The following is a 21,207-nucleotide window of genomic DNA, read 5'->3' on the forward strand; positions in this document are numbered from 1 at the left end:
ATCGTGAAATCTCGAACGTCCCAGCCTATCGCCTGCATCCATCGCAAAAAAGGAGCTACAGATGTCCGGATCCACCAAGGGCGCCCTCGTACGCATGCCGTTCGACCAATTGCAGGCGTTGCTGCAGGGCATCTTCCAGCGACATGGCTGCGCCGACAGCGTGGCTGCGGTACTCGCGCACAACTGTGCCAGCGCCCAGCGCGATGGGGCCCATAGCCACGGGGTGTTCCGTATGCCCGGCTATGTGTCGACATTGGCCAGCGGCTGGGTCGATGGGCAGGCAGAGCCGCACGTGGTGGATGTGGCGCCTGCGTTTGTCAGGGTCGATGCGTGCGGCGGTTTCGCCCAACCGGCGTTGGCCGCGGCGCGGTCGTTGCTGGTGGAAAAGGCACGTAACGCCGGTATTGCAGTGCTGGCGATCCACGATTCTCATCATTTCGGCGCGCTGTGGCCTGATGTCGAGCCGTTTGCCGACGAAGGGCTCGTGGCGTTGAGCGTGGTCAACAGCATGACCTGCGTAGTGCCCCACGGCGCGCGCAAGCCGTTGTTCGGCACCAACCCGATTGCCTTCGCCGCGCCGTGTGCCGGGTCCGACCCTATCGTCTTCGACATGGCAACCAGTGCCATGGCCCACGGCGATGTCCAGATCGCCGCCCGCCAGGGCGAGCAGCTGCCGCCAGGCGTGGGCGTGGATGCCCACGGCCAGCCGACCTGCGATCCCCAGGGTATCCTCGACGGCGGGGCACTGCTGCCGTTCGGCGGTCACAAGGGCTCGGCCCTGTCGATGATGGTCGAGCTTCTGGCCGCAGCGCTGACAGGCGGGCATTTCTCATGGGAATTCGACTGGTCGCGGCACCCCGGCGCCAAGACCCCCTGGACGGGCCAGCTGATCATTGTCATCGACCCGAGCAAGGCTGAAGGCGACCGCTTTGCGCAGCGCAGTCATGTTCTCGTCGAGCAGATGCAGGCTGCCGGGCTCGAACGTCTGCCGGGCGAGCGGCGCTATCGCGAGCGCAAGATCGCGGACCAGGAGGGCGTGGCACTGTCGGTGGATGACCTCGAGGCGCTGCGGGAAATGTAGAGACGGTGCCACACTATGCGCCGATGCACTCATATCCTTGCGCCCAGGTGATGTTCGTTGGCCGCCGCTACAGGTATCCTCAGGGCAGCATTTTCCGAACTGTCCTGACCCAAGGAGCTGTGCGCTGTGTTCAAACATGTCGATGCCTATGCCGGCGATCCCATCCTCTCGCTGATGGAGACTTTCAAGGCCGATCCCCGTGCCGACAAGGTCAACCTGAGTATCGGTCTGTATTACGATGCCGCAGGCGTAGTGCCGCAGCTTGCCGCGGTAGCCGAAGCCGAGCAGCGCCTGGCCGGCCAGCCCCATGAAGCCTCGCTGTACCTGCCGATGGAAGGCCTGGCAAGTTACCGCCGGGCGATCCAGGCACTGCTGTTCGGTACCGATCATCCGGCAGTGTCGGGTGATCGCGTCGCTACCGTGCAGACGGTGGGCGGCTCTGGTGCGCTGAAGGTTGGCGCCGACTTCCTCAAGCGCTACTTCCCCGAGGCTGAAGTCTGGGTCAGCAATCCGACCTGGGACAACCACCGTGCGATCTTCGAAGGCGCCGGGTTCAAGGTCCATACCTACCCATACTTCGACCCGGCCAGCCGTGGCCTGGACTTCGAGGGCATGCTCGCCACACTGCACACCCTTGCGGCAAACAGCATCGTGCTGCTGCACCCGTGCTGCCACAACCCGACCGGTGTCGACCTGGACCAGAGCCAGTGGCAGCAAGTGGTCGAAGTGGTCAAGGCGCGCAACCTGATCCCGTTCCTCGACATCGCCTACCAGGGCTTTGGCGAAGGCCTGGCCGAGGATGCCTATGCCATCCGCGAAATGGCCCGTGCCGGCGTGCCCTGCCTGGTCAGCAACTCGTTCTCGAAGATCTTCTCGCTGTACGGCGAGCGGGTAGGGGGGCTGTCGGTGGTCTGCGACGATGCCGACACCGCGCTGAGCGTGCTTGGCCAGCTCAAGGCTACCGTACGCCGCAACTACTCCAGCCCACCCAATTTCGGTGCCCAGCTGGTGTCGGGCGTGCTGGGTGATACGGGCCTGAACGCCCAGTGGGTATCGGAAGTCGAGCAGATGCGCCGGCGCATCCTTGATATGCGCCAGGGGCTGGTCGACGCCCTGGCTGTCCTGTTGCCAGGCCAGGACTTCCATTACCTGCTGCGTCAGCGCGGCATGTTCAGCTACACCGGCTTCAGCGTCGAGCAGGTGCGTCGCCTGCGTGACGAGTTCGGCGTGTACCTGATCGACAGCGGCCGGGTATGCATGGCCGGGCTGCGTCCGGACAACCTGCAGCAGGTAGCCGAGGCGTTCGCGGCGGTACAGGCGCGCTGATACCCCGCTCGGGTTGCAACATCCAGGTGCAACCATCCCTCGGATGGGGCTTTGCAAGTGCAACCAATCAGCGCACAATCGCGGCCCTCTTTTTCGGTTGGGGGTGGCAAGGCGTCTGATACGCTACTCCCAGCCTGTTGCAGTCTTGCGAGTGGAGTTGCACCCGGATGAATGAGCAGGCCCCAAGCGTTGAACAACGCTTCGAATCGACACCAGCTGCGCTTGGCAGCTGGTCCCGTCACGACACCACCTGGATGCTGGGCCTGTTCGGCACCGCCATCGGCGCCGGTACATTGTTCCTTCCTATCAACGCCGGCCTCGGCGGTTTCTGGCCCTTGCTGATCCTGGCCCTGCTGGCCTTCCCGATGACGTACTACGCCCACCGCGGCCTGACCCGCTTCGTGCTGTCCGGGCGTGAAGGCGGCGACATCACCGACGTGGTCGAAGAGCACTTTGGCGTCAGCGCCGGTGCAATGATCACCGTGCTCTACTTCCTGGCTATCTTCCCCATCCTGCTGATCTACAGCGTGGCCCTGACCAACACCGTCGGCAGCTTCATGGAGCACCAGCTGCACATCGCGCCGCCGCCGCGGGCGCTGCTGTCGTTCGTGCTGATCCTCGGCCTGCTGGCGATCGTTCGCTGTGGCGAGCAGGCAACGGTCAAGGTAATGAGCCTGCTGGTGTACCCATTCATCGTGGCCCTGGCGCTGTTGGCGCTGTATCTGATCCCGCACTGGAACGGCGGCATCCTCGATACCGTCACGCAGGTGCCAAGCGGCTCTGCTTTCCTGCACACCCTGTGGCTGGCGATCCCGGTGATGGTGTTTTCCTTCAACCATTCTCCAATCATTTCAGCCTTCGCCGTTGACCAGAAACGCCGCTATGGCGACCACGCCGACGAGCGCAGCGGGCAGATCCTGTCGCGTGCGCACCTGCTAATGGTGGCGATGGTGCTGTTCTTCGTGTTCAGCTGCGTGCTCACCCTGAGCAGCGCGCAGCTTGCCGAAGCCAAGGCGCAGAACCTGTCGATCCTGTCGTACCTGGCCAACCACTTCAGCAACCCGACCATCGCGTTCGCAGCGCCGCTGATTGCGTTCGTCGCCATTGCCAAGTCTTTCCTGGGCCACTACATCGGCGCCAGCGAAGGCCTGAAGGGTATCATCGCGAAGACTGGCCGACGCCCCGGCGCCAAGTCCCTTGACCGTATCGTGGCGGCGCTGATGCTGGTGGTGTGCTGGATCGTCGCGACCCTCAACCCGAGCATCCTGGGCATGATCGAATCCCTGGGCGGCCCGGTTATCGCGGCCATTCTGTTCCTCATGCCGATGTACGCCATCCGTCGCGTGCCGGCCATGCGCAAATACAGCGGTGCGATGTCGAACGTGTTCGTTGCGGTCATCGGTCTTGCGGCAGTGACCTCGGTGGTCTACTCGGTGGTTGACGCATTGCTGAGCTGACCGGCGTGTGACAGTGCCCGGGTCGGCGAAAGCACCCGGGCATTTTTGTACACACAAAACTGCCCGCCGCTAAAACATTTTGTGCGGTGGGCATTTTGTGGTCTGGTGCTTTCATGCTTAACTCAAGGTCCTTTCAAACCTGTACAAGGATCCCGTTCATGGCTCAAGTCACACTTAAAGGCAACCCGGTCCAGGTCAACGGTCAGCTGCCTCAGGCAGGTGCCCAGGCCCCGGCGTTTTCCCTGGTAGGCGACGGCCTGGCCGACAAGTCGCTCAACGACTTTGCTGGCAAGCGCAAAGTGCTGAACATCTTCCCAAGCGTCGACACCCCTACCTGCGCTACTTCCGTGCGCAAGTTCAATACCCAGGCGAACGATCTGAGCAATACGGTCGTGCTGTGCATCTCGGCCGACCTGCCGTTTGCCCAGTCGCGCTTCTGCGGCGCCGAAGGTCTGGAAAACGTGCAGAACCTGTCGACACTGCGCGGTCGCGAGTTCCTCGAGAACTACGGCGTCGCCATCGCCGACGGCCCGCTGGCCGGCCTGGCCGCCCGCGCGGTCGTGGTACTGGATGAAAACGACAAGGTCCTGCACAGCGAGCTGGTCAAGGAAATCGCCGAAGAGCCGAACTATGAGGCCGTGCTGGCGGTCTTGAAGTAACGGCACCAGGCGGCTCCCGCAGCCGCCTGACCCCATGAGTGAGGACAAACCGGACTCACCCATGGAAAAAACGCAACGGCCTGGCCAACCCCCAGGCCGTTTTTATTTAGACTTCATCGCCTTAGCTTCGTCTGTCAAAGGTAAAGTCCCCGTAAAGGCGCTTTGCTAAATCACCACGAGTGCTTATCGTTCATCCTCCCGAAGACATCTTTCTCGAACAAGGTCTGTTCAACCCATGCAAGCTTCTGTCTCCCGTTCCTCTCGTCGCTGGCTCGTCGGCCTGCTGATCCTGCTGCTGGTCGTCGCCGTGGCCTGGTGGTTGTGGCCCGCCACGACCGCGGTCAAGGACCCGGCAGGCAGGGCAGGCAAGGGCGGGCGTCCTGGTTTTGGTGCCTCCGTCGACCCAGTGCCGGTGCGCGTGGAACCGGCCAAGGTTGGTGACTTCCCCCTCTACTTCAAGGCACTGGGCACGGTGACGGCGACCAACACCGTCAACGTCCGCAGCCGTGTAGCCGGGGAACTGGTCAAGGTGCACTTCGAGGAAGGGCAGCAGGTCAAGGCCGGCGACCTGCTCGCCGAAATCGACCCGCGCGCCTATCGCATCGCACTCCAGCAAGCCGAAGGCACGTTGGCGCAGAATCAGGCCCAGTTGAAGAATGCCCAGGTCGACGTCGCCCGCTACAAGGGCCTGTACGCCGAGGACAGCATCGCCAAGCAGACCCTGGACACCGCCGAGGCCCTGGTCGGGCAGTACCTCGGCACGGTCAAGACCAACCAGGCGGCCGTCAACGATGCCCGCCTCAACCTCGAGTTTACCCAGATCCGCGCGCCTATCAGCGGCCGCCTGGGCCTGCGCCAGCTTGACCTGGGCAACCTCGTCGCCGCCAACGACACCACAGCCCTGGTGGTGATCACCCAGACCCAGCCCATCAGCGTGGCCTTCACCCTGCCAGAGACCGAGCTGCCGTCGGTGCTCGAACGCTACCGCACTGGGGCCAGTCTGCCGGTCGAGGCCTGGGACCGTGGCGACATCCGCTTGCAGGCCAGTGGCGTGCTGGGCAGCCTGGACAACCAGATTGACACCACCACCGGGACTCTGAAATTCAAGGCCCGCTTCGAGAACAAGGACCAGGCGCTGTTCCCCAACCAGTTCGTCAATGTGCGATTGCTGGCTGACACCCTCAAGCACGTGGTCCTCGCTCCCGCTGCGGCGATCCAGTTCGGCACCGATGGCTCGTTTGCCTATGTGGTCAACGCAGAGAACAAGGTCAACGTACGCAAGCTCAAGGTGGGCGCCAGCGATGGCGAGCAGAGCGTGATTCTCGATGGCCTGGCCGCGGGCGACCGCATCGTGCTCGAGGGCACTGACCGCCTGCGCGAGGGTAGCTTAGTAGAAGTCGTGGAGGACAGCTCTCAGGTCCCGTCCACGCCTGGCCAGCACCTGCAAGGGCAAGACAAGGACGCATCGGCTGGCGCCGCCGAACAGGGCAAGGCCGGCGCATGAATCTCTCGCGGCTGTTCATCCTGCGCCCGGTGGCGACCACGCTCACCATGCTGGCCCTGGTCCTCGCGGGCCTGATCGGCTACAAGCTGCTGCCGGTTTCGGCCTTGCCCCAGGTCGACTATCCGACCATCCGGGTCATGACCCTGTACCCAGGTGCCAGCCCCGAGGTCATGACCAGTGCGGTCACCGCTCCACTGGAGCGTCAGTTCGGGCAGATGCCGGGCCTGACCCAGATGGCTTCGACCAGCTCGGGCGGTGCCTCGGTGCTGACCCTGCGTTTCAGCCTCGACATCAACATGGACGTCGCCGAGCAGCAGGTGCAGGCCGCGATCAACGCCGCCAGCAACCTGCTGCCCAGCGACCTGCCGGCCCCGCCGGTGTACAACAAGGTCAACCCGGCTGACACCCCGGTGCTGACCCTGGCGATTTCCTCCAGCACCATGCCGCTGCCCAAGCTCAACGACCTGGTCGACACCCGTGTCGCGCAGAAGATCGCCCAGATCAGTGGTGTCGGCATGGTCAGCATCGCCGGCGGCCAGCGCCAGGCGGTGCGTATCAAGGTCAATGCCGATGCCCTGGCTGCGGCGGGGCTCAGCCTGGAAGACGTGCGCACCCTGGTCGGCGCCTCGAACGTGAACCAGCCCAAAGGCAGCTTCGATGGCCCGACGCGTGTGTCGATGCTCGATGCCAACGACCAGCTGCGCTCTCCCGAGGAATACGCCAACCTCATTCTCACCTACAACAACGGCGCGCCGTTGCGCCTCAGGGATGTCGCCGAGATCGTCGACGGCGCCGAGAACGAACGCCTGGCCGCCTGGGCCAACCAGAACCAGGCCGTGCTGCTCAACATCCAGCGCCAGCCTGGCGCCAACGTCATCGAGGTGGTCGACCGCATCAAGCAGATGCTGCCGTCGGTCACCGACAACCTGCCAGCGGGCCTCGACGTCACGGTACTGACCGACCGTACCCAGACCATCCGCGCGGCGGTCAAGGACGTGCAGCACGAATTGCTGATCGCGATCGTGCTGGTGGTGCTGGTGACCTTCCTGTTCCTGCGCCGTGTCAGCGCCACCATCATCCCGTCGATCGCCGTGCCGCTGTCGCTGGTCGGTACCTTCGGCGTCATGTACCTGGCGGGCTTCTCGATCAACAACCTGACGCTTATGGCCCTGACCATCGCGACGGGCTTCGTGGTCGACGATGCCATCGTCATGCTCGAGAACATCTCCCGGCATATCGAGGAAGGCGAGACGCCTATGCAGGCAGCGCTGAAGGGCGCCCGGCAAATCGGGTTCACCCTGATCTCGCTGACCTTCTCGCTGATTGCCGTACTGATCCCGCTGTTGTTCATGGCTGATGTGGTGGGGCGGCTGTTCCGTGAATTCGCCATCACCCTGGCGGTGGCCATCCTGATTTCTCTCGTGGTATCGCTGACCCTGACGCCGATGATGTGCGCCCGGCTGCTCAAGCGTGAACCCAAGGAAGAAGAACAAGGGCGTTTCTACCGCGCCAGCGGGGCCTGGATCGACTGGCTGATCAAGCACTACGGCAACGGCCTGCAGTGGGTGTTGCGCCACCAGCCACTGACGCTGCTCGTCGCGGTGGGCAGCCTGGTGCTCACGGTAGTGCTGTACATGGCGGTGCCCAAGGGCTTCTTCCCGGTGCAGGACACCGGGGTGATCCAGGGTATTTCCGAAGCCCCGCAGTCCATTTCCTTCACCGCCATGAGCGAGCGCCAGCAGGCCTTGAGCAAGGTGATACTGGCAGACCCGGCGGTGCAGAGCCTGTCGTCGTATATCGGCGTCGACGGTGACAACGCCACGCTCAACAGCGGGCGCCTGCTGATCAACCTCAAGACACACGGCGAGCGTGACGAGACGGCGACCCAGGTGATCGCCCGCCTGCAGCCGGAGGTCGACAAGCTGCTCGGTATCCGCCTGTTCATGCAGCCGGTGCAAGACCTGAGCATCGAGGACCGGGTCAGCCGCACCCAGTACCAGTTCAGCCTGTCCTCGCCCGACGCCGAGATGCTGGCGCTGTGGAGCGGCAAGCTGGTCGATGCCCTGCAGCAGCGGCCCGAACTCACCGATGTCGCCAGCGACCTGCAGGACAAAGGCCTGCAGGTGTACATGGTGATCGACCGCGACGCCGCCAGCCGGCTGGGTGTCAGCGTCTCGCAGATCACCAATGCACTGTATGACGCCTTCGGGCAGCGGCAGATCTCGACCATCTATACCCAGGCCAGCCAGTACCGCGTGGTACTTCAAGCCTCGGTCGCGGCCACGCTCGGCCCGCAGGCGCTGGAGCAGATCCACGTCAAGACCACCGACGGTGGGCAGGTGCGCCTGTCCAGTCTGGCACGCATCGAGCAGCGCCAGGCCCAGCTGGCGATCACCCATATCGGCCAGTTCCCGGCGGTAATGATGTCGTTCAACCTCGCGCCTGGCGTGGCGCTGGGCGAGGCTGTCAAGGCCATCGAGCAGGTCCAGCAGGAGATCGGCATGCCGCTGGGCGTGCAGACCCGCTTCCAGGGCGCCGCCGAAGCGTTCCAGGCCTCGCTGTCGAGCACCTTGCTGTTGATCCTGGCGGCGATAGTGACCATGTATATCGTGCTGGGCGTGCTCTACGAGAGCTACATCCACCCGGTGACCATCCTCTCGACCTTGCCTTCGGCAGCGGTCGGCGCCCTGCTGGCGTTGATCCTGAGCGGCAATGACCTCGGCATGATCGCAATCATCGGGATCATCCTGTTGATCGGTATCGTGAAGAAGAACGCCATCATGATGATCGACTTCGCCCTCGAGGCGGAGCGCAACCAGGGCATGGAGCCGCAGGCGGCGATCTACCAGGCGGCGCTGTTGCGCTTCCGGCCGATCCTCATGACTACCCTGGCTGCGCTGTTCGGCGCCGTGCCACTGATGCTCGCCACCGGTTCCGGCGCCGAGCTGCGTCAGCCCCTGGGGCTGGTGATGGTCGGCGGATTGCTGGTCAGCCAGGTCCTGACGCTGTTCACCACGCCGGTGATCTACCTGTACTTCGACCGGCTTGCCCGCCGCTGGCGCCGCCCGGCTGCCGATGTTCAGCAGGCAGACGCATGAACCTCTCCGCACCCTTCATTCGCAGGCCCGTGGCGACGATGCTGCTGAGCCTGGCGATCATGCTGCTGGGCGGTGTCAGCTTCGGCCTGCTGCCGGTGTCCCCGCTGCCACAGATGGATTTCCCGGTGATCGTGGTCCAGGCCAGTCTCCCCGGGGCGAGCCCCGAGGTGATGGCCGCAACCGTGGCGACGCCGCTGGAGCGCAAACTGGGCAGCATTGCCGGCATCACGACCCTGACCAGCAGCTCGAACCAGGGCTCGACCCGGGTGATTCTCGGGTTCGACCTGGGCCGCGACATCGATGGCGCGGCGCGCGAGGTGCAGGCGGCGATCAACGCCACGCGCAACCTGCTGCCCAGCGGCATGAAGAGCATGCCCACCTACAAGAAGATCAACCCGTCGCAGGCACCGGTGATGGTCCTGTCGCTGACCTCCGACGTGCTGCAGAAAGGCCAGCTGTACGACCTGGCCTCGACCATCCTGTCCCAGAGCCTGGCCCAGGTGTCGGGGGTAGGGGAGGTGCAGATCGGCGGCAGCTCGCTGCCGGCGGTGCGCATCGAGCTCGAGCCGCAGCTGCTCAACCAGTATGGCGTGGCGCTCGACGACGTGCGCCAGGCAGTGGCCGACGCCAACCAGCGACGGCCTATGGGCTTTGTCGAAGACCCCGAGCGCAACTGGCAGGTGCGCGCCAACGACCAGCTCGAGACAGCCAAGGACTACGAGCCGCTGGTGATCCGTCATCAGGACGGATCGATACTGCGCCTGAGCCATGTGGCCAAGGTCAGCGACGGCGTCGAGGACCGCTACAACAGTGGCTTTTTCAACGAGAAGAGCGCCGTGCTGCTGGTAATCAACCGCCAGACCGGGGCCAACATCATCGAAACGGTCGCACAGATCAAAGCGCAGTTGCCGGCCTTGCAGTCGCTGTTGCCGGCCAGCGTCAAGCTCGACGTCGCCATGGACCGCTCGCCGGTGATCAAGGCGACCCTGGCCGAGGCCGAGCACACATTGCTGATCGCCGTGGTACTGGTGATCCTGGTGGTCTACCTGTTTCTCGGCAACTTCCGCGCCTCGCTGATCCCCAGCCTGGCGGTGCCGGTGTCCCTGGTGGGCACTTTTGCGGTGATGTACCTGTGCGGTTTTTCACTGAACAATCTTTCGCTGATGGCGTTGATCCTCGCCACCGGGCTTGTGGTGGACGATGCCATCGTGGTGCTGGAGAACATCTCCCGGCATATCGAGAACGGCGAGCCACCGCTGAGCGCCGCCTATCTCGGCGCTCGCGAAGTCGGCTTCACGCTGCTGTCGATGAACGTCTCCCTGGTAGCGGTTTTCGTGTCGATCCTGTTCATGGGGGGTATCGTCAAGGCGCTGTTCCAGGAGTTCTCTATCACCCTGGCGGCGGCGATCATCGTCTCGCTGGTGGTCTCGCTGACCCTGACGCCCATGCTCTGCGCGCGTTGGCTCAAGCCACATGACCATGCCAAGCAGACGCGCCTGCAGCGCTGGAGCGACAGGGTCAACGATCGCATGGTGGCCGGTTACGACCGCAGCCTCGGTTGGGTGATGCGCCACCGGCGACTTACGCTGCTGAGCCTGCTGCTGACCATCGGGCTCAACGTCGCCCTGTACGTAGCGGTGCCCAAGACCCTTATGCCGCAACAGGACAGCGGCCAGCTGATGGGCTTTGTCCGTGGCGATGACGGGCTGTCGTTCAGCGTCATGCAGCCGAAAATGGAAACCTACCGGCGCGCCTTGCTGGCCGATCCCGCGGTGCAGAGCGTCGCCGGGTTCATTGGCGGCAACAGCGGAACCAACAACGCCATGGTGCTGGTGCGCCTCAAGCCTATCAGTGAACGCAAGGACTCGGCGCAGCAGGTCATCGAGCGCCTGCGCAAGGAGCTGCCCAAGATACCGGGTGGACGCCTGTTCCTGATGGCCGACCAGGACCTGCAACTCGGCGGCGGCGGGCGCGACCAGAGCAGCTCGCAGTACCTCTATACCCTACAAAGCGGAGACCTGTCGGCACTGCGCACCTGGTTCCCCAAAGTGGTCGCAGCCCTTCGCGCACTGCCCGAGCTCACCGCGATCGACGCGCGCGACGGCAGTGGTACGCAGCAGGTGACCCTGGTGGTCGACCGCGATCAGGCCAAGCGCCTGGGCATCGACATGGACATGGTCACCTCGGTGCTCAACAACGCCTACAGCCAGCGGCAGATCTCGACCATCTACGACAGCCTGAACCAATACCAGGTGGTGATGGAGATCAATCCCAAGTATGCCTGGGATCCGAGCACCCTGGAGCAGGTGAAGGTGATTACCGCCGATGGCGCGCGGGTACCTCTGTCGACCTTTGCTCATTACGTGAACAGCCTGGCCAACGACCGTGTCAGCCATGAAGGCCAATTTGCGTCTGAAGACATTGCCTTCGATGTGGCCGAGGGCTACAGCACTGACCAGGCGATGGCGGCCGTGGAAAGGGCAGTGGCACTGGTCGGCCTGCCCGAGTCGGTGATCGCCAAGCTTGGCGGTACCGCCGATGCGTTCGCCAAGACCCAGCAGGGCCAACCGCTGATGATCCTGGGCGCGCTGCTGCTGGTGTATCTGGTGCTGGGCATCCTCTACGAAAGCTACATCCACCCGCTGACGATTCTTTCGACGCTGCCCTCGGCGGGCGTCGGCGCGCTGCTGGCGCTGTACGTCACGGGCGGGGAGTTCAGCCTCATCTCGCTGCTGGGCTTGTTCCTGCTCATTGGCGTGGTAAAGAAAAACGCCATCCTGATGATCGACCTGGCCCTGCAGCTCGAGCGTCACCAGGGGCTGGATCCTGAGGAATCGATCCGCCGCGCCTGCTTGCTGCGGCTTCGGCCGATCCTGATGACTACCCTGGCCGCCATCCTCGGCGCGCTGCCACTGCTCCTGAGCAGTGCCGAAGGCGCCGAGATGCGCAAGCCGCTGGGCCTGACCATTATCGGCGGCCTGGTGTTCAGCCAGGTCCTGACCCTCTACACCACCCCGGTGGTCTATCTGTACCTCGACCGCCTGCGCCATCGTTTCAACCGTTGGCGCGGTGTGCGCACCGACGCTGCCCTGGAAACTCCGCTATGACCTTTGCCTGCAATCCTCTTCACCGCGCCTTGCAGCGCCTGGCCCGTGGACGCGGCGCGCGTCTGGCGGGCGCCGGCCTGTGTCTGGTGATGCTCAGCGCCTGTACCCTCAGTCCGGACTATCACCGCCCCGAGCTCGACAGCCCGGCGCAGTTCAAGCAGGCCGAAGGCTGGACTCAGGCGAATCCGTCCGATGCCCTGGCCCGTGGTGCCTGGTGGGAACTGTATGGCGACGCTGGGCTCAACGCGCTGGTCCAGGAACTCAACAGCAACAACCAGACGGTTGCCCAGTACGAAGCCCAGTACCGCCAGGCCCAGGCCCTGGTACGCAGCAGTCGCGGCGCGCTGTTTCCGACGCTTGACCTGTCGGCGGGCAAGACCCGTTCGGCACAGGGGACCGGCAGCAGCAGCTCGAGCCTGAGCAACAACAGCAGCGGCATTCGCGACACCTACACGACCCAGCTCGGGGTGAGCTGGGAACTCGACCTGTGGGGCAAGCTGCGTGACACGCTGGCAAGCGACCGGGCCGGCGCCGAGGCAAGCTTTGCTGACCTGGCCGCGATTCGCCTCAGCCTGCAGTCCGAGCTCGTGCAGAACTACCTGCAGCTGCGAGTGATCGACGAGCAGAAGCGCCTGCTCGAAGCCACGGTAGCGACCTATGAACGCTCGCTGAAGATGACCCAGAACCAGTATCGCGCAGGCGTCTCCGGCCGCGACGCGGTCGCCCAGGCACTGACCCAGCTCAAGAGCACCCAGGCCGACCTCATCGACCTGGCGTGGCAGCGTGCCCAGTTCGAAAACGCCATGGCGGTCCTGCTGGGCAGGGCTCCGGCCGACTTTGCCGTGGCCACCAGTGAACACATTCCGGCCTTGCCACAGATCCCCGTGGCCGTACCCTCGCAGCTGCTTGAGCGCCGCCCGGACATCGCCGCCGCCGAACGTCAGGTGATGTCGGCCAACTCCAGTATCGGCGTCGCTCGCGCTGCCTACTTCCCTGATCTCACCCTGAGCATGAGCGGCGGCTACAGCAGCAGCAGCGTCAGCAACTGGATCAGCCTGCCCAACCGCTTCTGGTCGGTCGGCCCGCAGCTGGCGATGACCCTGTTCGACGGCGGCAGGCGCTCTGCGGAGGTCGACCGCACGGTCGCCGTCTATGATCAGACCGTCGCCCAGTACCGGCAGATCGTGCTCGACGGGTTCCGTGAAGTGGAAAACTATATGGTCCAGCTCAAGGTCTATTCCGACGAGGCCGTGGTCCGCGACGAAGCGCTGCAGGCCGCTCGAGACTCCCTGCGTCTGACCGAGAATCAGTACAAGGCCGGGGTTATCGGCTATCTTGATGTGGTCAATGTGCAGACCACTGCCCTGAGCAACGAACGCAGTGCGCTAAGCTTGCTGGAAGGCCGGTTGGTGGCCAGTGTCCAACTGATCGCCGCGCTTGGGGGCGGATGGGACGAGCAAACGGCGTTTGCAGAGTCTCAAACGGCGGAACATCGGTAGCGTTATCGGGAAGGGATCCGGTCGCTAACGTGCCGCCAACGTCATCGATTGGATCCACTCACTGCTAAAAAATATCCCGTGCGTTTTGCAAAAGCTTGAGTACACTCATCGGTTATTGATGGCTGGCCAATGGCCTGCTTTTCCTCTCCCAGGGTTGTACAAGGCCAAATGCTTATCGGTAGCTACTCGTCCTCATTGGTGCTGATCTCGCTCTGCGTGGCGATCCTCGCGTCCTACACCGCGCTGGACCTGGCCGGGCGTATCGCCACGGCAAGAGGGCGGGCCGTATTCCTGTGGATCGGTGGCGGCGCGCTCGCCATGGGCATCGGTGTATGGTCGATGCACTTCATCGGGATGCTTGCCTTCCGCCTGCCGATCGCCTTGGGTTACGACCTGCCGCTGACCTTGTTCTCGCTGCTGATCGCGGTTCTGTCCTCGGGCTTCGCCTTGTGGCTGGTGAGCCAGCCGAGCCTGCCCTGGCTGCAGGTGGGCATGGGCGCGCTGATCATGGGCAGCGGCATCAGCAGCATGCATTACATGGGCATGGCCGCGCTGCAGATGACCCCAGGCATCGATTACGACCCGACGCTGTTTGGCGCCTCCCTGCTGATTGCCGTCGCGGCCTCGGCGACTGCCCTCTGGATCGCCTTCCGCCTGCGTCGGCAAACGCCCTATGTCCGGCACATCCGCGGCGCGGCGGCGGTAGTGATGGGCATTGCGATCGTCGGCATGCACTACACCGGCATGGCGGCTGCGAACTTTCCCGAGGGCAGCTTCTGCGGCGCCCTGGCCACTGGCCTGAGCGGAGATCACCTGGACTACCTGGTGCTGATCACCACGCTGGCGGTGTTGGCCGTGGCGTTGCTCATCTCGGTGCTCGACGCCCGCCTGGAGGCCCGCACGGCGGAGCTGGCCCGCTCGCTGACGTTGGCCAACCAGGAGCTCACCCAGCTTGCCCTCCACGACACGCTCACCGGGCTGCCGAACCGCACCTTGCTTTCGGACCGCATCGAGCAGGCGATCCGCAAGGCGACAAAGGAAGGCGGTTGCTTCGCCCTGATGTTTATCGACCTTGACGGGTTCAAGCCGGTCAACGACGCCTTCGGGCACCATGTTGGCGACCAGTTGCTCAAGGCCGTCGCGGCTCGCCTGCGTGGTCACCTGCACAGCCAGGACACCCTGGCGCGCATCGGGGGTGACGAGTTCGTGCTGCTGGTCGAGTTGCAGGCTGCCGTGGATGCCGTGGAGGTGGCGGCCAAGCAGGTCAGTCTGGTGTCCAAGGCGTTTCGCGTTGTCGACCAGGACCTGCAGGTCTCGGCCAGCCTGGGCATCGTCCTTTACCCGGGTAATGGCCTGGACCAGCTCGAGCTGCTGCGTAACGCCGACGCTGCCATGTACCACGCGAAGAGCGCTGGTAAAAACGGTTACAGCTTTTTCGATGTGTCGATGAACAGCAACGCACGCTTGCAGCTGCAATTGCTGCAAGACCTGCGCGTTGCCCTGGAACAGCGGCAGTTTCGACTCCATTACCAGCCCAAGTTCGGTGCCCTGGATCGCCAGCCGGTTGGGGCGGAGGCCTTGCTGCGCTGGGAGCATCCGCAGCACGGGCTGCTGATGCCCGATCGTTTCATCGCCCAGGCCGAGAAGACTGGGCTGATCATCGCGATAGGCGAGTGGGTGTTGGACGAAGCCTGCCGGCAGATGCGCGAATGGCTCGACCTGGGGCATGACCACTGGCGCATGGCGGTGAATCTGTCGGCAATACAGTTCAGCCATCTCGGCTTGGTCGACAGCGTTGCGCGGGCTCTGGCACGACATCGCCTTCCCGCCAACAATCTCACCCTGGAAATTACCGAAACCACGGCCATGCGCGATGCCGACGCCAGTCTGGCAGTGCTGCAGAAGCTGTCCGACATGGGCGTGGACTTGTCCATCGATGATTTTGGCACCGGCTATTCAAGCCTGATGTACCTCAAGCGGCTGCCGGCCAATGAGCTGAAGATCGACCGCGGCTTCGTCCGCGACCTGGAGCAGGACAGCGACGACGCCGCCATCGTATCGGCCATTGTCGCCCTGGGCCGGGCATTGGGCCTGCGGATTGTCGCCGAAGGAGTGGAAACCGACGGGCAACAGGACTTCCTGACCCGACTGGGGTGTGATTCCCTGCAGGGGTATCTGCTTGGCAAGCCGGTTGCTGCCGAATGCTTCATCGCGGGTCTGGGTGCGCGGCAAACGGTGCGAGGTTCGGCCTAGACAGCCGCCCTCAGCGTGCAGAAAGGCACGAAGGCCTCGAGCTCATCCTCGACCGCTTCAATGATGCGCTCGACATCTGCGGCCGCCATGATGGTGGCGCAAGGAATGCCGGCAATGGCAAGCAAGGTCTCGCCCGTGCCGCGGTCGAACAGCCTGGCGACCATGCTGCGCGGTGCATCCATGCTGGCTTCGAAGCCCAGCGGATGAAAATGCCAGCGCATCACCTGGCAGGCGTTGGGAAACGTCAGCTTGTTCATGCCTGCCTCCTTGATCCGATGGCCTCGCCAGCTGCCAATAGACCGGTCTCTGGCCTGGGGAGCTGTAACGATAGCACCTGTCGCAATAGTTTCACCGATGAAACATGACAGATACGCGTTTGCATGTCCCAGTTGACAGAGCATCGGACGGACGGCAGTGACGACCTATCCAAGCAGGCCCGCAGCAATATTGATGGTGAAGCCCAAGATCGCCGTGTTGAACACGAATCCCACCAGCGAGTGCCCCAGCACCACGCGGCGCAGTGCTCGCCCACCCACGCCGACATCTGAGGTCTGCACGGCCACGTTGAGGGTGAAGGCGAAGTAGTGAAAGTCCCAATAATCGGGGTTGCGTTCGCCGTCGGCGAAGCGTAGCGGTGGCTCGTGGCAGTCATTCATGTAGAACAGCCTCGCATAGTGGAGGCTGAAGATGCAGCCGATCAGCAACCACGAGCCGATCACCGTAAGCCCGGTGAAGGCGTAGTGCAGCGCCTGGGCAACACCGGTCAGGCCGCTGCTGGCGGCCAGTTGCAGGGTCACGGCGGCAAGGCTGGCAATCGCGGCGATGCAGACTGTGAACAGCACCAGTCCGGCATTCTCATCCTCGACGCCAGCGATACGACGTACGTCCTGGGGTGAGGAACGGCAGGTCAGCCACAGTATCAGCAGGAGGTACAACCAGATGCCGATGTTCCAGCCCAGCAGAAACCGTTGGGTGAGGTCATCGGCGGGTACCAGGATACCGCCCAGCAGGCCTGCAACCGTTGCAATGGAGAGGCGTGGGTGGGAGTGGGTCAGGCGGCGGAGTGCCATGCTGCCTCTTTGCAGGGGGTGGATGCGCACAACTGTAGCCTACGCATCTGCACCGGAATCGATGCTGGCGCTTTGGATGAGGTAACATCTCACCCATGCCATAGACCGAGCCTTTTCCAACAAGGTGCCCGGCCTCCGTTTTTGCGTTACAGGATTCACCCTCGTGCCCGATTCACTGCATAACCCGTTGCTGCAGTACATGGCGCGGCTGGCACCGTCCAGCCAGCTGACCATGCGCTATATCCTCCAGGACGCCGCCGATCGCCTTGGCTTCGATGACTGTGATATCGCTGAAGTGCCCTGGCACCTGCTCGAGCCTGGGCATGTGACATCCCTGGTCGCAGCCCTGCGCACCGACGGCTTCGCGCCCAACACTTCATCGCTCTACGTGAACGCTATCCGCGGGGTGATGAACGAGGCCTGGCGCCTCAGTCTGATCAGCCACGAGCATCTGCTGAAGATCCGCACGGTCAAGCCTGCTTCCGGCACGCGCCTGCCGCCCGGGCGCAATCTGCGGCGCAGCCTGATCCGCGAACTGATGGACGTCTGCGCCGCCGACCCACGACCCCAGGGCCTGCGCGACGCGGCGATCATCGCGCTGCTTTACGGCACCGGCATGCGCAAGTCCGAGTCGGTCAACCTGGTCCTGCAGCAGGTGGACTTCGATGAGCGCAGCCTGCAGGTACTGGGAAAGGGCAATCGCCAGTTGATCAAGTATGCACCGCCCTGGGCATTCGAGAAGCTGCAGGCCTGGCTGGACTTTCGCCGAGAGCAACTGCCGGCCGGGGAGGCGGACGACGAGTTCCTGTTCAACAGGATCCGGCGCGGCAATCACATCACCCGCGCGCGCATCACCAAGCATGCGATCTACTACATTGCCCGCCAGCGGGGTGCGCAGGTAGGTGCGCGGATCATGCCTCATGATTTTCGCCGGGCATTCATCACCCGGGTGATCGAGGAGCATGACCTGTCGATTGCGCAGAAGCTTGCTCACCACGCCAATATCCAGACCACCGCTTCGTACGACCGCCGCGATGACAACGAGCGGCGACGCGCAGTGGAGCGGTTCGATTATTGAGAGGCCGGGATCGCTCCAGTGCCTGTCAGTGAATACTCGAAGCCAGCTCGAAGATCGGCATGTACATCAAGATCACGATCAGCCCGATCAGTAGCCCGATGAACGTCATCAGCAATGGCTCGAACAGTTTGACGAACCATTCGACCCAGCGGCCGATTTCCTCGTCGTAGAAGTCGGCGCTGCGTTCGAGCATTTGCCCCAGGTTGCCCGACTGCTCCCCGGCCCGCAGCAGGCGCAGGGAGACTGGCGTTACCAGCTTGCCAGCCTCCAGCGCCTCTGACAGGGGCAACCCTTCGCCTACCCTGACGCAGGCCTGCTCCAGCCGCAGCGCCGCTGAGCTCCCCAGAAGTCCTCGGGCCATCCCCATCGCGGTAATGATCGGGATGCCGCCTTGCAGCAGAATCCCCAGCGACCGGTAGAACCGCGCCAGTTCGTACATCACCAGCCGCTGGTGCAGGGCCGGCACGCGCTCGAGCTGGCGGGTCGCCCAGCGCCGCAGCGCAGGATTACGCCGCAACAGCGCCAGGGCCGCCCCCCCCCCGGCAACGCCGAGGCCGATCGGCAGCTGCTGCGCACGCAGAAACAGCCCCGCCTGCATCAGTACGCGCGACAGCCAGGGCAGTTCGGTCCCCATGCCTTCGAATACCAGGCTGAAACGCGGCACTACATAGCCCAGCAGAAACAGCACCACGCCCCCGCCAACCAGCAACAGCAGCAGCGGGTAGATCGAGGCGCTGACCAGCTTTTGCCGGACCAGGTCCAGGCGCTGCCGGTAGGTGATGTACCGGCCCAAGGCATCGCCCAGTGCGCCGGTACGTTCGCTGGACTGCACCAGGGCGACATACAACGTGGGGAAGACCTGGGGCTGTTGCCCCAATGCCTGGGACAGCGATTTACCTTCGTACAGCAGGCGCACCAGGTTTTCGAGGACCTTGCGGGCATGCGTCCCGGAGGATTTTTCGGCCAGGCTCTCAAGTGCGTCGATCAGCGGCAGGCCGGCATTGAGCAAGGTCGACAGCTCCTGACTGAACAGCACCAGGTCGAAATCCTGCGCCCGGCGCCACCGCAGGCCCGTCCAGTCCAGTCCGGCGCTGCGCAGGCTGACTACGCGCAGGCCCTGGTCTTCGGCCTGGCGACGAGCCTGCTCGCTGTCCTGCGCCTCCACGTTCAGCATTACCACACCGTTCTTGCCGAGGGCCTTCAGGCTATAGCGCATGGTCGCGAGCCCTCATTGCCAGCTGGTGATTTCGGCGTTTTCGCCATCGCCGCCGGGCTGGCCGTCCTTGCCCATCGACAGCAGGTCGTACTCGCCGCCGTTTTCGCCAGGCTGGCGATAGATGTAGGCACGGCCCCAGGGATCCTGAGGGATGTTTTTCTGCAGGTAGGGGCCTGACCAGCGTGGCTCGCCACTGGGAGGGTTGACCAGCGCCTGCAGGCCCTGCTCGCTGTTTGGGTAGTGGCCGACTTCCAGGCGATACAGGTCGAGTGCCTTGCCCAGGCCCTCTATCTGAGCCCGGGCCACCTTGGCCTCGGAGCGGCCGAGCTGGCTGAAGTACTTGGGCGCGACGATGCCGGCCAACAGGCCCAGCACCACCAGGACTACCAGCAGCTCGAGCAGGGTGAAACCGCGCTGGGTGGTGGATGTGCGAGTGGATGTGCGGAGGGATAAGCGCTGCATGATGACTTGCTCCAGGCTACGTCTTTCCAGGGGCCATGCAAGAGCCATGCGCAATACCCCCGGGCGTCTGCGCAGGGCCAGGCGCCATGCGGCATGCGCGGCGGCACAGTGCTTGCGTTCCAGCTCTCAGGCCCGGTTTTTCCGGGGCATTTCCCCCATATCGGGGGCAACGCCGGGGAGGCGAACGTCATGCGCTTGATCACACTTGGGTTACTGGGCTGCCTGGCGGCAGGCGCCGTGCAGGCCGAGGTCTACATCTCCAGGGATGCAACGGGCGGTTATGTACTGTCCAACGTCCACAGGCCTGGGCGGCACTACGACAAGGTCATCAGCGAGGCCTCGACCCAGGCAGGACCGGTGGATGCCCAACTGATCACCGGTCGGCCGTACGCCGACCTGGTAGCCGCCGCCGCCAAGGCCCATGGTGTGCCGCAGGCGTTGCTGCATGCGCTGGTGAAGGCGGAATCGGGCTACAACGCGAAGGCGCGCTCGCCCAAGGGGGCGGCGGGGCTGATGCAGTTGATGCCAGAGACCGCGAAGGAGATGGGGGTCAAGGACGTGCTCGATCCTGCTTCCAACCTGCTGGGTGGGGCACGCTATCTCAAGCGCATGCTGAAGCTCTTTGACAATGACATTACCCTGGCAGTGGCTGCGTACAACGCCGGGCCCGATGCGGTGATAAGCCGGGGCAGGGTAGTACCGCCGTTTGCCGAGACGCGGCGGTATGTGCCCAATGTGATGAGGGAGTACCGGCGGCTGCAGGGCGGCGGGATGGACGCGCCTTGAGGTCCAGCATTCAAGGCTGCAACCATTGCGGAGTATTGAAGTTCGCCAGGCGCATATCGTTCTCCGCACACTCCACCGCCTGCACGCCGATAGCTGTCAACGCCCGCTGCAGACTGCGCTCACCCTCATTCCAGGCCGATTCGAGTACTGGCAGCGCCGCAAGCGGCAGAACACTGAACATTGGCTGCCAGAATCCACCCTGACGGACCATTGCCGCTGCGCCGGAGCCAAGGGCTGCACGGCGCAAATCGTCGACCAGTACCCGGTCGACGCGCGGCGCATCGCAAGCCAGTACCACCAACCAGCCATGGCGCGCTGCCGCCAGTCCCGTCAGCACACCGGCCAGCGGTCCCGGGTAGTCGCCCTCGCGGTCGCTCACTATCTGGTCGGCGTATAGCCGGTAACGATCCAGGTTGCGGTTGCAGGAAATGATCAGGTCGTCGGTCAATGGCCGCACTTTCTCATGCACATGCTCGATCAGCGGCCGGCCCTGCCACTCCACCAGCCCCTTGTCTCGCCCACCCATGCGCTGCCCCCGGCCGCCGGCCAGCAGAAGGATGGAACAGGGCGGCAGTGACTGGGACATGTTGAAGGGCTCCGTGCGGCTGAGC

16 protein-coding genes are annotated in these 21,207 nt (G+C 64.0%); 11 read left to right on the plus strand and 5 right to left on the minus strand.

Going from position 1 to position 21,207, the window contains the following annotated elements; genetic code table 11:
* The first annotated feature begins 61 nt into the window (after nucleotides 1-61).
* The 9 genes from AC0ZZU_RS18200 to AC0ZZU_RS18240 all read left to right on the plus strand — a co-directional run bounded on the left by AC0ZZU_RS18200 (nucleotide 62) and on the right by AC0ZZU_RS18240 (nucleotide 15,984).
* Nucleotides 62-1,081, plus strand: coding sequence for an Ldh family oxidoreductase (locus tag AC0ZZU_RS18200; RefSeq protein WP_476342537.1), 1,020 nt, complete (start codon nucleotides 62-64; stop codon nucleotides 1,079-1,081).
* 126 nt (nucleotides 1,082-1,207) lie between these two features.
* Entirely contained in the window at nucleotides 1,208-2,407 is a 1,200-nt protein-coding gene (locus AC0ZZU_RS18205) for an amino acid aminotransferase (protein ID WP_476342538.1), read from the plus strand.
* A gap of 167 nt (nucleotides 2,408-2,574) precedes the next feature.
* On the plus strand, nucleotides 2,575-3,864 hold the full coding sequence (locus tag AC0ZZU_RS18210) for a serine/threonine transporter (RefSeq protein WP_476342539.1): 1,290 nt from the start codon (nucleotides 2,575-2,577) through the stop codon (nucleotides 3,862-3,864).
* A gap of 158 nt (nucleotides 3,865-4,022) precedes the next feature.
* Nucleotides 4,023-4,523, plus strand: coding sequence for a thiol peroxidase (gene tpx, locus AC0ZZU_RS18215; RefSeq protein ID WP_476342540.1), 501 nt, complete (start codon nucleotides 4,023-4,025; stop codon nucleotides 4,521-4,523).
* Nucleotides 4,524-4,758: 235 nt separating this feature from the next.
* Complete coding sequence (locus tag AC0ZZU_RS18220; protein WP_476342541.1) at nucleotides 4,759-6,027, plus strand: MdtA/MuxA family multidrug efflux RND transporter periplasmic adaptor subunit; 1,269 nt, start codon at nucleotides 4,759-4,761, stop codon at nucleotides 6,025-6,027.
* Nucleotides 6,024-9,125 carry an MdtB/MuxB family multidrug efflux RND transporter permease subunit gene (locus AC0ZZU_RS18225; RefSeq protein ID WP_476342542.1) on the plus strand — a complete coding sequence of 1,034 codons (3,102 nt, stop codon included), beginning with the start codon at nucleotides 6,024-6,026 and terminating at the stop codon, nucleotides 9,123-9,125. Before AC0ZZU_RS18220 ends, AC0ZZU_RS18225 begins: the two co-directional genes overlap by 4 nt.
* On the plus strand, nucleotides 9,122-12,232 hold the full coding sequence (locus tag AC0ZZU_RS18230; RefSeq protein ID WP_476342544.1) for an efflux RND transporter permease subunit: 3,111 nt from the start codon (nucleotides 9,122-9,124) through the stop codon (nucleotides 12,230-12,232). Before AC0ZZU_RS18225 ends, AC0ZZU_RS18230 begins: the two co-directional genes overlap by 4 nt.
* Nucleotides 12,229-13,731: an efflux transporter outer membrane subunit gene (locus tag AC0ZZU_RS18235; RefSeq protein WP_476342546.1), complete on the plus strand. Its 1,503-nt coding sequence runs from the start codon at nucleotides 12,229-12,231 to the stop codon at nucleotides 13,729-13,731. The genes AC0ZZU_RS18230 and AC0ZZU_RS18235 overlap by 4 nt, the downstream gene beginning before the upstream one ends.
* 168 nt (nucleotides 13,732-13,899) lie before the next feature.
* On the plus strand, nucleotides 13,900-15,984 hold the full coding sequence (locus tag AC0ZZU_RS18240; protein WP_476342548.1) for a putative bifunctional diguanylate cyclase/phosphodiesterase: 2,085 nt from the start codon (nucleotides 13,900-13,902) through the stop codon (nucleotides 15,982-15,984).
* On the opposite strand, the gene AC0ZZU_RS18245 is transcribed toward AC0ZZU_RS18240, so the two are convergent.
* Nucleotides 15,981-16,241, minus strand: a complete 261-nt coding sequence (locus AC0ZZU_RS18245; RefSeq protein WP_158458214.1) for a DUF1652 domain-containing protein — start codon at nucleotides 16,239-16,241, stop codon at nucleotides 15,981-15,983. The two genes, AC0ZZU_RS18240 and AC0ZZU_RS18245, sit on opposite strands and share 4 nt — an antisense overlap.
* Nucleotides 16,242-16,406: 165 nt before the next feature.
* On the minus strand, nucleotides 16,407-17,054 hold the full coding sequence (locus tag AC0ZZU_RS18250) for a DUF1345 domain-containing protein (protein WP_476342549.1): 648 nt from the start codon (nucleotides 17,052-17,054) through the stop codon (nucleotides 16,407-16,409).
* Between the two features lie 199 nt (nucleotides 17,055-17,253).
* Here AC0ZZU_RS18250 and AC0ZZU_RS18255 point away from each other — a divergent pair, with 199 nt between their 5' ends.
* Nucleotides 17,254-18,132: a site-specific integrase gene (locus AC0ZZU_RS18255; RefSeq protein WP_476342593.1), complete on the plus strand. Its 879-nt coding sequence runs from the start codon at nucleotides 17,254-17,256 to the stop codon at nucleotides 18,130-18,132.
* A 25-nt stretch (nucleotides 18,133-18,157) separates the two neighbouring features.
* Here the strand turns inward: AC0ZZU_RS18255 and AC0ZZU_RS18260 are convergent, their stop codons facing one another.
* Nucleotides 18,158-19,348: a type II secretion system F family protein gene (locus tag AC0ZZU_RS18260; RefSeq protein ID WP_476342550.1), complete on the minus strand. Its 1,191-nt coding sequence runs from the start codon at nucleotides 19,346-19,348 to the stop codon at nucleotides 18,158-18,160.
* 12 nt (nucleotides 19,349-19,360) lie between these two features.
* Nucleotides 19,361-19,810 (minus strand): type II secretion system major pseudopilin GspG, encoded by a 450-nt coding sequence (gene gspG, locus AC0ZZU_RS18265; RefSeq protein ID WP_476342551.1) that lies wholly within the window; start codon nucleotides 19,808-19,810, stop codon nucleotides 19,361-19,363.
* Between the two features lie 189 nt (nucleotides 19,811-19,999).
* On the opposite strand from gspG, the gene AC0ZZU_RS18270 reads away from it, so the two are divergent.
* Nucleotides 20,000-20,596, plus strand: coding sequence for a lytic transglycosylase domain-containing protein (locus AC0ZZU_RS18270; protein ID WP_476342552.1), 597 nt, complete (start codon nucleotides 20,000-20,002; stop codon nucleotides 20,594-20,596).
* Between the two features lie 10 nt (nucleotides 20,597-20,606).
* Here the strand turns inward: AC0ZZU_RS18270 and mobA are convergent, their stop codons facing one another.
* On the minus strand, nucleotides 20,607-21,182 hold the full coding sequence (mobA, locus tag AC0ZZU_RS18275) for a molybdenum cofactor guanylyltransferase MobA (protein WP_476342554.1): 576 nt from the start codon (nucleotides 21,180-21,182) through the stop codon (nucleotides 20,607-20,609).
* Nucleotides 21,183-21,207 lie beyond the last annotated feature (25 nt).

The sequence above is a fragment of the Pseudomonas sp. JE3303 genome (assembly GCF_056312565.1).

Coding starts and splice junctions, on each gene's coding strand:
- AC0ZZU_RS18200 (WP_476342537.1), top strand. CDS start 62: ATGTCCGGATCCACCAAGGGCGCCCTCGTACGCATGCCGTTCGACCAA.
- AC0ZZU_RS18210 (WP_476342539.1), top strand. CDS start 2,575: ATGAATGAGCAGGCCCCAAGCGTTGAACAACGCTTCGAATCGACACCA.
- tpx (WP_476342540.1), top strand. CDS start 4,023: ATGGCTCAAGTCACACTTAAAGGCAACCCGGTCCAGGTCAACGGTCAG.
- AC0ZZU_RS18220 (WP_476342541.1), top strand. CDS start 4,759: ATGCAAGCTTCTGTCTCCCGTTCCTCTCGTCGCTGGCTCGTCGGCCTG.
- AC0ZZU_RS18225 (WP_476342542.1), top strand. CDS start 6,024: ATGAATCTCTCGCGGCTGTTCATCCTGCGCCCGGTGGCGACCACGCTC.
- AC0ZZU_RS18230 (WP_476342544.1), top strand. CDS start 9,122: ATGAACCTCTCCGCACCCTTCATTCGCAGGCCCGTGGCGACGATGCTG.
- AC0ZZU_RS18235 (WP_476342546.1), top strand. CDS start 12,229: ATGACCTTTGCCTGCAATCCTCTTCACCGCGCCTTGCAGCGCCTGGCC.
- AC0ZZU_RS18240 (WP_476342548.1), top strand. CDS start 13,900: ATGCTTATCGGTAGCTACTCGTCCTCATTGGTGCTGATCTCGCTCTGC.
- AC0ZZU_RS18245 (WP_158458214.1), bottom strand. CDS start 16,241: ATGAACAAGCTGACGTTTCCCAACGCCTGCCAGGTGATGCGCTGGCAT.
- AC0ZZU_RS18250 (WP_476342549.1), bottom strand. CDS start 17,054: ATGGCACTCCGCCGCCTGACCCACTCCCACCCACGCCTCTCCATTGCA.
- AC0ZZU_RS18255 (WP_476342593.1), top strand. CDS start 17,254: ATGGCGCGGCTGGCACCGTCCAGCCAGCTGACCATGCGCTATATCCTC.
- AC0ZZU_RS18260 (WP_476342550.1), bottom strand. CDS start 19,348: ATGCGCTATAGCCTGAAGGCCCTCGGCAAGAACGGTGTGGTAATGCTG.
- gspG (WP_476342551.1), bottom strand. CDS start 19,810: ATGCAGCGCTTATCCCTCCGCACATCCACTCGCACATCCACCACCCAG.
- AC0ZZU_RS18270 (WP_476342552.1), top strand. CDS start 20,000: ATGCGCTTGATCACACTTGGGTTACTGGGCTGCCTGGCGGCAGGCGCC.
- mobA (WP_476342554.1), bottom strand. CDS start 21,182: ATGTCCCAGTCACTGCCGCCCTGTTCCATCCTTCTGCTGGCCGGCGGC.